Below are 11,269 nucleotides of genomic sequence, written 5' to 3'. Positions count from 1 at the left end.
TTTAGACAAGATAATTACAGCCACGATTTAAGCTGATTTATATGGGACAGCCCTGCCCTAAAGGGGCAGTTGTGACTAGCTTTGCTAAACGATTCTTTAGCACGGAACTAGGCTTCCTGCCTGGCCAATTGCTTGAAGGCAGGTATTGAGTACTTCTGTTGTTACCCTGGCCCTATTAAAAACGATGTCACATAGGATAGCAAAGACAAAACTCAAGTAGCCAACATATGCAAAACCGGTATAGTCATTGTAAATGATTGTGTAGAGCCAATTTTGCTCAAAGAGATAAAAATATGAGCACATAACTGTTGATATCAGCATTAAGCCACCAGGTAGGAATAACTGTTTGATAGCCTTGGGCTGCATAAATGAAGCAATTAATAAAAAAATAAAAACAATTGAGTTTGCAGCCAAGAAAATACGTACGTCCAGAGTTAATTTATGAACAATTTCCATGTACTTGACATGGCTGAAATCAATTAGCTTAGACTTTGTCATTTCAAGCGAGGCAAGCTTGGATTGCATAGATACTTTGATGGATTGTTCCCATTTTTTACGACACTCACAATCCAAATTTCGAAGTTTTGCAATTTGAGTTGCCAGAATGGCTGGTGCATCTGTCTTAAGTTGTTGCTTTACCTTTTCAAGATCTCGTTCAGTTTTAGCTCGGAATTCTCGTGCCTTGGCTCCTAGCAGTCCTTCTAGCTTGGTTGGCGCAGGAAGTCGTAAGGCCTCAATCTTCTTATCTGCTTCAGATTTAAGCTTCCACTCGATAAAGGACTCGCCTGATTTCTCTATGGTATGAGGGGCGGCGAATGTAAATAGGAATAGAGGGGCAAATAAAACCATCCCCAGAATCCCCCAAACTCTTAGTGATACTTTTTCCATGTATTACTCAGGTACCATTTAATAGCGTTTTCAAAAGAAACTGAATTATATCACTGGTTAACATACCCCAAGAATGGGAAACCACTCCAATTAAAAAAGAAAATAAATCAGTACATTAGCCAGGGCTAGCATAAAATCTCTTTAGTGGATATATTGAGGCTTCAATATATCTCGGTATTTTGTTCCTTTTGATTACAAGTGCAAACCATTAAAACACAATAAGTTAGCGCCTAGGTTACTGTGGATATACGAAGATGCTCTTGATTTTTGGTTTTGACGACATAAGAAATCGTCAAATGCTGTGCCGTATATGAAAACAGAACAAAGAAAGTGAGATAGATGATATCTGCCCAAAACCATCAGCTAAACCAGAGTGCTTTATAGACATTCTGGATCAGCATATTCGCAAGCAGGGGCTATCATACCGGATAACCCTAGTCTTAAGGGCTAAATGAAATAAGGCCACCACAGCCAATAGCGCAGCCACCCAAATTTTACAGAGAACCTTTCAGCTCAGAGGGGCCTTCACGCAAGCAGACAGGGTTGGAATTGCCCAGCTCGTGAATACCCCCCCAAAGTGCTGCAAGCACCGCGCCCTAAATATCTAAAGCCTAAAATGGTTAAAGCCTTAAACAATTCGTACCCTAAGCGCGGCGCAGTAGCGCGCGCTTGCGTAGACAAAAAATGGCATAAACCACAAAGCACAGCCCATATAAAATAGCCAGGCCATACATAGCCCATGCGGGATCGTTGGCACTAAACTGAAGGGCAAATAACAGCGGCATATAAAAAGCACCGAAAGCACCCAAAGCCGTGCCCCAGGTCCAAAGAGAGCGCAATTGCAGAGGGGAAAAGGTGCCCAGCAGGCTGTGTACCAAGCCCCCGCTGGCGCCGCCGAGCGCCATAAATAAGAGTACTATACGCCACGTTAACGGCGACAAAACCACCTGGGGGTTCTCGGCATCAAAGGCTACCTGGACAAGATTCCCGCCGGAAAAGGCTGCCCATCCCATTACAATGAGGCAGGCGAGCGTAATCCAGCTGCCGCCGAAGCGCTTCGCCAGCCAGCCACCCAAAGCGCGTGCCAGCAGTGCAGCTGGGAGCCCCAACAAGGCAATCGAAAAGATCGACAGACTATTAACTTCCGAATTCATCGCGTGGCCAAGTCTGATGTCACCGCGGAAGTAATGTTGATACTCAAATAGCGCCTTAAACAGCATCGCCGAGACGCTCAAAAGCCCGGTAAAGCTGGCAAAAATAATCCCGTAAAGTGCCCCCATCAACCAGGCTTCACGGCTGACAGTGCCAGACCTCCCGCTATCGTAGAGTCGATATCGGCTTTCCTTTGTTGCCAGAAAACGCCAGACCGCGACGAAGTAGGGCCCTGCGATTAGCAGCCCAAGGGCCTGCATCACCCCAAAACTGATTACCGGCTGCCTCCATCCAAAAAACTCCACCTGCGCCTCAAGCCAGTGTAAGGGTGCCCGCAACCAGGCAGTTAGGCCGCCTTCTTGCGCAAGAAAAAAAATGCCCACCGAAAAGGCGAGTAGCAGCCCCAGCCACAGGAGCCCTCCCATTTTAAAAAGAGCCCCAAATAGCCCAATCTTTTCTTGCCCCACGCTAGTTTTAACAAAGCGGCCTGGTCCAAAGCACAGATAGGCAAACAGGCAGTTCCCGTAAGCCGCCAGCAAAAGTCCCCACCATTCCACGCGCTGGGTATAAAAGCGAATGCGATAGAGATAGACCGCGAGCGCACCACACACCAGCAGGGCGAAGATCAGGCTCTTGCGCCAACCAAATCGCTGCAAAAAATAGCTGCTGGGTAGCCACAATACCGCCGCCAGAAAGCCCACCTCAGCCAAATAGGCAAACTGAGAGACAAGCTCAAAACGATAATCGCCCGACAGCCCCTGCCGTGACATCTGGCTCCAAATCAGCCACACCACCAGGGCGCCGAAGAGTGCCGGTAAAGTTATCCAGAGACTACGCCATACTTTTGGCTCGTCGGAGGCGGACGATGGTTTCGGAGGCTGAACGTGCCCGGTGCCAGGAGTTAAAGTTCGCGATTTGTTGGCGATATCCATTACGTTTTACCAATACACTTTTTTGCATAGACACCTCGGGGCTCGATTTCGAGTCGAGGATTTAGGAGGGTTCAAGGGGAATATTGCTGGAGTCTTAGCAGGCGCTGGGGAATTTAAGCCGACAAGCTAATACATACAAGCTCTGCTTCCAGCCAAAAAGCCGGGGAAAAATGCCTTTCATACAGAGCATTGAGTGTTTTTGGATTTGGATTGCAGTCCTGACCCCTCGGGGCCGGGGAGAAAGGGTGTTTTAATCAGAGCCAAGCGCCGCCTGTATCTATAGTTTCGCAATCTATTAAACAGCAATAAGTGAGTGCTTTATAAATATCCTTGATTAGCCTACCCGTAAATGGGGCTATTGTACCGAGTAGCACTGATCCTAAATAAAAATTGAAAGCTGTATTATCAATAGGGCGGATACCCGAATCTTATAGAAATATCTTCAAAGCCCGTAAGATACTTAGGCCATCGAGCAATCTATGGCTGCCCAAGATTGCTCGATAGGGTAGACGCCCAAGTCTCACAGGGAATCCTCCAAAACAGAGAGGCGTTACCTTTGTCAGTGGAGGCTTCACGCAGGTAGTCCGGGTTGGGGTTGTCCTGCTGGTGAACAAACCTTCGATAATGTACAGCAGGCACCCGCCTCACCAATATTGAAAACCAAAGCGGTCAAAGATTTAAGCGATTCGCGCCCTAAGAGCGGCGCGATAGCGCGCGCATGCGCAGACAATAAATGGCATAAACTACAAAGCACAGCCCATATAAGGCAGCCAGCCCATTGAAAACCCTTGCGGGATGATAGGCACTAAACGGCGTGGCAAATAATAGTGGCATATAAAAAGCGCCGAAAGCCCCTATAGCCATGCTCCAGGTACAGATAGCGCGAAATTGCAAAGTGGAAAAGGTGCCCAGCAGACTGTGTACCAAGCCCCCACTAGCGCCGCCGAGCGCCATAGACAAGAGTGCAATGCGCAATGTCAGAGGCAGGATCAACTGGGTATTCTTGGTATAATAGAGCAGCTTGCAATGGTTCCCACTGGCATAAACTGCCCATCCCATTAACCCGAGGCAAGTGAGCGTAATCCAGCTGCCGCCGAAACGCTTCGCCAGCCAGCCACCCAGCGCGCGACCCAGTAGTGCAGCCGGTAGCATCAGCAAGGCATTCCAAATGAGAGATAGCTCCCCAACCTCAAAAATAATCCAATCACCAGCGCTGGAATCGACCTCTAGGTATAGCGCCTGATACAGTATTCCCGAGACGCTCAAAAGGCCGATCAGGCTGCTAAAAATAATCCCGTATAATGTCCCCATCAACCAGGCTTCACGCCTGACAGTAACGGGCATCTCACTAATGCACGGCGGATATAGACGGCCTTTTTTGGCCAGTAAGCGCCAGGCCACGATAAAATAGGGCCCAGCCAGTGGCAACGCAAGGGCCTGTACCCCCCTGAAGCTTAGCTCCGGCTGCCACCACTCAGCAGACTCCGCCTGCGCCTGGAGCTGATGCCAGGGGGCCCGCAGCCAGTCGTTTATGCCGTCCGCATGTGCAAGAACAATTAGCACTGAGAAGGCGACTATCAGGCCCAGCCACAGCAGGGCCCCCATTTTAAAAAGAGCCCCAAACAGCCCGATTTTTTCTTGCTCCACAGTATTTTTAACAAAGCGGCCCGGTCCAAAGCACAGATAGACAAACAGGCAGTTTCCGTAAGTCACCAACAGTAGTCCCAACCATTCCACGCGCTGGGTATAAAAGCGGATGCGATAGATAGAGAGATAGATCGCGAGCGTACAACTGACCAGTAATGCGAAGATCAGACTATTGCGCCAACCAAATCGCTGCACAAAAAAACTGCTGGACAGCCACAACACCCCCGCCAGAAAGCCCACCTCGGCCAAATAGGCCAACTGATTGACGAGCGTCAAACGGTAATCGGTATCCAGCCGCTGCCATGACATATCGTTCCAGGTCCACCACAGCACCAGGGCGCCAAGGATGGCCGGTAAAGTTATCCAAAGACTCCGCCATACCGCGGGTTCGCCGGGAGCGAATGATGGTTTTGGATTCGGAGCATGCCCGGTAGCAGGGGGTAAGTCTCGCGGTTTATTGGCGATATCCATTACGTTTTTCCAATACACTTATTTTGCATAGACCCCTCGGGGCCCGATATCGAGTCGAGGACTTAGGAGAGTTCAAGGGGGATACTGCTGGAGTCTCAGCAGGCGGTGGGGAATTTAAGCGGACAAGCTAGTACATACAAGCCCTACACCCAGACAAAAAGCCGGGGAAAAATGCCGTTCACACTGAGCATTGAGTGTTTTTGGATTTGCGTTACAGTCACGTTCTCTCGGGGCTGGGGACAAAGAAAATGTAACCCAGAGCCTGTAAGATGCTTTTTACCAAGGCTTTCCTAGAACTCCCAAACTGGATTTAGTGCTGAACGGAAACAGTACGCCACCGTATGTAAAGTAACCACTTCTCAATCTATAGACTTCCCCAATTGATTTCGACACGAAATACAGGCTGTATATGAGCCCTATTTTTAAAAGTAAATTTAAAGGGCTGGGTGGTAGTGCCTTTATGCAAGAAAAGTTTGCCAAATCTATTTGCTTAGACACATCGTAGGAATTAACTATTTCTAATTGTTAAAATCAGAAGTATAAAACATCAAAAAAATTCAAATATTCCCTACAAATATCAATCTCATAAGTTATCAATATTGGTGTGTACTTCTCTTTCGCTGATAATTTTCCAGGTAAGATAATTCTCGTAGGGGCCTTGCAGCCGCTTTAGCAACTTTGACACCCGTTATCTGCTAATGAATGTTTCAGTTGTTCATTGAGCCCACTTTCGAGGAACATCTTTTTCGATTTTATTGTGTTTGTTCCTGTATTCGACCTCGGCAAAGCTTATTTTATGTACGTTATGTGACAATAGGCTGATATTTTGCCCCATTTTGGGGACAAACTAATTCCGAAGCTTCTTAGCTCTCTGGAAATTCAGCCTAAATTCAAAATGCTGCCTATATTTTTATAAAATCATAAACCACCAGAGGCTTAATCATGAAGTTTATCACCACCTTAGTTGCTGCTGTCATTTATGTATTACAAGCAACTATTCAAGATTATCGAATTAGGGAGCGGGAGTATTCCACTCCACTTTCAACTATGCCAGGTAATGTACAGGCACTCGCTGATGAAATGTTTGAAGAGGCAACACGAGACAAACAACTCAGTGCAGACCAAGCTCAACAAATTGAAGCCGGTATTTGGAAGATGTTGGGCGAGGGCGCTGTACTACAGCGGAATCATGAACTCAAAAAAACCAGAGAGAAAATCTCATACTTAGGGCAGCTCTTATCGTGGTTTATGAAGGCAAAAGGGCTGAGCTACGCTCAGATAGAGGAAAAATATAGAAATGATTTTACGGATTCAGAAAAGGAGTTACATAGAACAATTGTAGAATCAGCTTCCCGATCCAATCAGGATCTAGTTGGCAAACTTTGGAAGGCCATCAGCAAAAAATTCTGGGGTGCTCAAGCAAAGTTATGATCGAGAACTTGTTATATAAATTCACTTAACTGACATTTTTCGAACTTCCGAATATGTTTGTATTAGGAACCTTTAATCAACAAAGTTATTCATGATCGGATTGAGCTGGTTAATAAGTGTACTTTCTTGAGAAAGTATAACATTCATAATATGAGCACTCTAATAGTGCACCTGAAACTCACCATACAAGAACTTCAGGTGCACCTCCCCTTATTGGTAAGATTCTGTTTTGATAAAAAATATCTTCTAATGTTTATAGAAAATTCTCATCGCGAGAAAAATGTTTATCTGGGACGCTGCCAAATAGGCTTATACCTAGGCTCATTAGTGTGAAGTCACCGCAAAGACCACTGTGCAACAACCAGTACTGTTACGTTAAAATTGAAAGATATATTTTACTGTTTAAATCAGTAACGTAGGAACATTGCTAATTTTCACTCTCACGTCCCCTAGAAATATTAATAGGGCTTAACCAAATAATATGCTTGTTGCTATTGTAGAAAATACAATTGAGCAGAAGCTGACTTTATTAGTAGCTTCTGCCAAGTGTACGGTAAGCCAATAAATGAAAGGTATGGCATTATATTAATTTCCTGCATTCAACTCTGAAGTGCATCACCCTTTAGGCTGCTGCAGCAGCCTAAAGGGTGATGCACTTCAGAGTTGAATGCAGGTGGGATTCATAGCTATTATTTTTTCCTTATCTGTAATCAAGCCATGATCCTATCAGGTATAGAAATAGGAACACTAGCGTATAACAGCTTGTAAAATATAAGCTGCATCATATCACGTTACCAACGTGTTAAAAAAATGAGAGACCGCCCTAACCAGAGAAAAACCAACTGGTATGGTTATTTAGTAGTGGCACTGAACTACTTTAGTTTGTATATTACAGCTGCTTTAAGTAGCTATATTTTATTGCTTTTAACCATAGCCGTACACCATTCAATAATAAGTAAATTTATACGTTACTATTGATATATGAAGCCGTTCTTGATCCTTGACTTTTACAAAAAAGTCAAATGCCGATATGCATGTAGAGCAGATGGAGTTTTAGTTGATATCTACGAAAAGCTACTTACACAAGCAAAGTACTTTATAGATATTTTTGGTCGGAATATTCATAAGTAGGAACTACCGTACCAAAAAATTCTGCTCTCAACCACTAGACGAAAACAACGCCGCCACCGCCAACAAAGTAGCCACCCAAATCCCACAAAGAACCTTCCAAAAAAGGGAAGCATCCCCTTTCTCAGTAGGATCTTCCCTTAAGTAATCCGGGTTCGGATTGGCCAGATCGCGCATAAATTCCGTCAGCGTGGAGTAGCGCTGTTCCAGGTCGATGCTGCATCCGCGCTCCAGGGCGCGGTCAAACCAGATGGGGACTACGGGATTAAACTGGCTGGCGGTGCGGTAACGCAGGCGTTCGAAGTCGGCGTGGGAGCGGCAGTTCTCGATGTCCTCGCCGTAGGGCAGTTCGCCGGTAAACATTTCGTAGGCAATGGTGGCGAGGGCATAGATATCGCCGCGAATACCGCTGTTGTGGCCGAGGATATAGTGGGGGTCGGAGTAGCTGGCGGTGCCCAGCGCTTCCGGGTGCACCAGGGGGCGGAAAATCTCGGCGCTGCCGGCGACATAGACTGAGCCGAAATCGATAATTTTCACCCGCCCATCGTCGTCGATCATGATATTGGCCGGGCGCAAATCCTGGTGAATGGTTTCCTGATCGTGGAAGGCCTGTAGCCCGGTGGCGATCTCCTTAAGGATACGAAACGCCTCCGCCGGTTTGGGGAAGGGATTATCAGTGATCCATTGCTCCAGGGTGCTGCCCTGCACATACTCCATCAGGTAATAGAGCGCGGTGCGCGGGTGGGTCTGGCGGTGCAGGCGCACTACCTGGGGGCTGCGGATACGCAGGCCTATCCACTCTTCCTGAATAAAGCGGTCGATATAGTGGATATCGTCCTCGTAATTGACCGAGGGGGTTTTCATCACCAGGATTTCCCCGGTGGCACTGTCGCGCACCAGGTACAGCTGGCTGCGCTGGGAGGAGAACAGCTCCCGCTCCACCTGGTAGCCATCCAATACCATGCCCGGTTCCAATTCCGGGGGAAAGGGCAGGCGGGTAAGCTGGCGGCTGTAGTCGTCCAGGGTGGTTTGTGGCAGTGCCTGCACCTTTACCACTAATGCGGAGAGGTTATCGTCACTGCCGTTTTCCTCGGCAAGGCGCACCAGGGTTTCGGCTTTTTCCTGTTCGCTTATTTGGGAGTCTGCCAGCAATTCACGCACTAAATCCTGTTCGATAAAGTCGTGTACCCCATCGCTGGTAATCAGCAGCACATCGTTCTCAGCCAGGCTGAGCTGGCCGTAATCCACTTGCAGGCCGGTATCCATACCCAGCGCGCGGGATAGCATCTGCTGGTGGTGGGCCAGGGTAATACTGTGGTCGCGGGTCAGGCATTTGAGGGTGTCGCCGCGCAGGTGGTAAATACGGCTATCGCCGATATGGAAGTAGTGGGCGGTGCGGGATTTAAATACCAGGGCGGAGAAGGTGCACAGGAAGCCCTTTTCCTGTTGGGGGAAGTCGTGGCTCTTGCGGTATAGCTTGCTGTTAATGGAGGCGAGAATTTTTTGTCCGGCGTGGGCCACAGACCAGGTGTCCGGGACCTTGTAGTAGTCCCGTATAAATTGTTCGGTGGCGGTGTGGCTGGCCTGGGCACCGGCTTCGGCGGAGCTGACGCCGTCTGCCAGCGCGGCGACTGCGCCCAGGTATTCCTGCAAGTGCGGGCTGTCTGGCCAGTGATAGAGTGCGGCGTCTTCGTTCTGCGGTTTGATACCGGCACGGGTGCAGAGGCCGTGGCTCAATTGTGGTGCTTGGGCTTCAAGGTTGGCAGTATCTTCTGCTTGGAGCCCGGAATGGGTTTCGCTCACAGCGCTCTCCTCTCTTCTATCGTCCCCTTTGGCAAACAGCGAAAAAGAGGGCCAGTGGCCCTCTATTACGGGTGTTACTTGGTCAGTGCTATCCGATCACTCCACGCTGATCAACTGCACGGTACCATCCGGCAGCACTTCAGCAATATTGCCTTTGGGCTCTTCCAGGAACAAGCAGGCGAAGAATATCACCGCTGCGGCGCCGCAGATAATCAGGAAGAACTGGCTGTAGCTGACATAAGACAAGGCGGTAAGGAAGGTTACTGCACCGACGTTACCGTAGGCTCCGGCCATACCGGCAATCTGCCCGGTCATACGGCGTTTTACCAGGGGTACGATGGCGAACACAGCCCCTTCACCGGCCTGCACAAAGAAAGAGCAGCACATGGTGGCAATAACCGCGGCGGGAATCCACCAGCTACCGTCGATCTGGCTCAGTACAAAGTAACCCACGGCCAGGCCGCCGATCAGGAACATCAGGCTGCGGCGGCGTCCCAGTTTGTCGGAGAAGTAGCCACCGGTGGGGCGCGCTACTAGGTTCATAAAGGCGAAGCCTGAGGCGAGCAGGCCGGCTTTAACTGGGCTCAATCCTTCAAAGGTTTCCAGGAAGAACAGGGGCAGCATAGAAACCACGGCCAGCTCTGAACCGAAGGTGACGAAGTAGGCCAGGTCGAGGATGGCAACTTGCTTGAAGTTGTATTTCTCCAGCTCCGGTACACCCTCGCGCAGGTGCTCTTTGTTTACATTCCAGATCATACGGGTCTGGAAAGCGAACAGTGCTACCAAGAGTCCCCACATCACGTAGGTGGTATTCTGGCTCAGTAGGGCTACGCCGCTGGGAGACAATTTGTAAGCCAGCGCCGCCAGTGCCAGGTACATGGGCACATTCATCAGCAGGTAGAAGTAGAAATCCCGCTTGCTGGTGACTTCCAAACCGCCGCTCTTTTTCGGCTTGAAGTAAGTAGAGCCTTTAGGCGTGTTGCGGGCAACACGGTAGTAGAGGATGCCGTAAATACCGGCGAGCACGCCGGTGAGGCCCAGGGCATAGCGCCAGCCGTCTTCGCCACCGAACATCAGGGCGAGGGTGGGCAGGGTGATAGCGCCGGCGGCAGAACCGAAATTCCCCCAGCCGCCGTAGATACCTTCTGCCAGTCCAACTTGTTTGGCTGGGAACCATTCACCCACCATGCGGATACCAATCACAAAACCGGCACCGACAAAACCCAGCAGGAAGCGGAACAGGGCCAGGGATTCGTAGCTGTCTGCGGTGGCGAAGCCCAAACAGATTAAAGATGAGGTCATCAGCAGTCCGCTGTACACCAGGCGCGGCCCGAATTTATCCACCAGCATACCGATAATGATACGCGCGGGGATGGTCAGTGCCACATTAAGGATTAACAGGGCTTTTACCTGTTGGCTGCTGAGGTCGAACGCTTCCTTGATAAAAACCATTAGCGGAGCATGGGAGAACCACACCACGAAAGTCAGGAAAAACGCAAACCAAGTAACGTGCAGCGTCTTTATTTTGGGATCGCCCCAATTAAATAAATTGAGGCCGCTGGATTGACTCATGACTATTTTCTCCGGCATCACAGAACTTGAAAGATGGATAGGGTCATGACCGATAGTATTTGAGCAGCGCCAGAGAGAAAGCGCGCAAAGGGGGTAAGTGAAGAGGATTCGAATGGCTGCACCAAGAGGGTTAATCCCTTTGGGGTAGTTGGGAGCTGGTGATACAACAGGCTCTATAGAGGTATCTACCCAAGGAGGGGTAGCGCTAGAAAACCATTGTGGGACAAATGGGTTTTTAGGAGTAA

At 48.9% G+C, this 11,269-nt stretch carries 7 protein-coding genes; 1 reads left to right on the top strand and 6 read right to left on the bottom strand.

Annotated features, from left to right (window positions below):
* Positions 1-96 precede the first annotated feature (96 nt).
* The 4 genes from MO867_RS09525 to MO867_RS09510 form a co-directional block, all read right to left on the bottom strand.
* A complete protein-coding gene (locus MO867_RS09525; RefSeq protein WP_252466152.1) occupies positions 97-888 on the bottom strand; it encodes a hypothetical protein in 792 nt (263 codons plus the stop codon).
* Positions 889-1,532: 644 nt separating this feature from the next.
* A complete protein-coding gene (locus tag MO867_RS09520) occupies positions 1,533-2,972 on the bottom strand; it encodes an MFS transporter (RefSeq protein WP_252466150.1) in 1,440 nt (479 codons plus the stop codon).
* A gap of 477 nt (positions 2,973-3,449) precedes the next feature.
* Positions 3,450-3,611: a hypothetical protein gene (locus MO867_RS09515; protein WP_252466149.1), complete on the bottom strand. Its 162-nt coding sequence runs from the start codon at positions 3,609-3,611 to the stop codon at positions 3,450-3,452.
* A gap of 54 nt (positions 3,612-3,665) precedes the next feature.
* Positions 3,666-5,090 carry a hypothetical protein gene (locus tag MO867_RS09510; RefSeq protein ID WP_252466148.1) on the bottom strand — a complete coding sequence of 475 codons (1,425 nt, stop codon included), beginning with the start codon at positions 5,088-5,090 and terminating at the stop codon, positions 3,666-3,668.
* Positions 5,091-6,032: 942 nt separating this feature from the next.
* Between MO867_RS09510 and MO867_RS09505 the strand changes: the two genes are divergently transcribed.
* A complete protein-coding gene (locus tag MO867_RS09505; protein WP_252466147.1) occupies positions 6,033-6,521 on the top strand; it encodes a hypothetical protein in 489 nt (162 codons plus the stop codon).
* Positions 6,522-7,679: 1,158 nt separating this feature from the next.
* Here the strand turns inward: MO867_RS09505 and MO867_RS09500 are convergent.
* Together MO867_RS09500 and MO867_RS09495 are read right to left on the bottom strand one after the other, a co-directional pair.
* Complete coding sequence (locus MO867_RS09500) at positions 7,680-9,452, bottom strand: bifunctional protein-serine/threonine kinase/phosphatase (RefSeq protein WP_252466146.1); 1,773 nt, start codon at positions 9,450-9,452, stop codon at positions 7,680-7,682.
* A 96-nt stretch (positions 9,453-9,548) separates the two neighbouring features.
* On the bottom strand, positions 9,549-11,024 hold the full coding sequence (locus MO867_RS09495; RefSeq protein WP_252466145.1) for a NarK family nitrate/nitrite MFS transporter: 1,476 nt from the start codon (positions 11,022-11,024) through the stop codon (positions 9,549-9,551).
* Positions 11,025-11,269: the final 245 nt, after the last annotated feature.

It is taken from the genome of Microbulbifer okhotskensis (assembly GCF_023895975.1).
In the GTDB taxonomy this organism is placed as follows: domain Bacteria; phylum Pseudomonadota; class Gammaproteobacteria; order Pseudomonadales; family Cellvibrionaceae; genus Microbulbifer; species Microbulbifer okhotskensis.
Note: the sequence above shows the minus strand (reverse complement) of the source record. Positions and strands in the feature narration are given on the sequence as shown.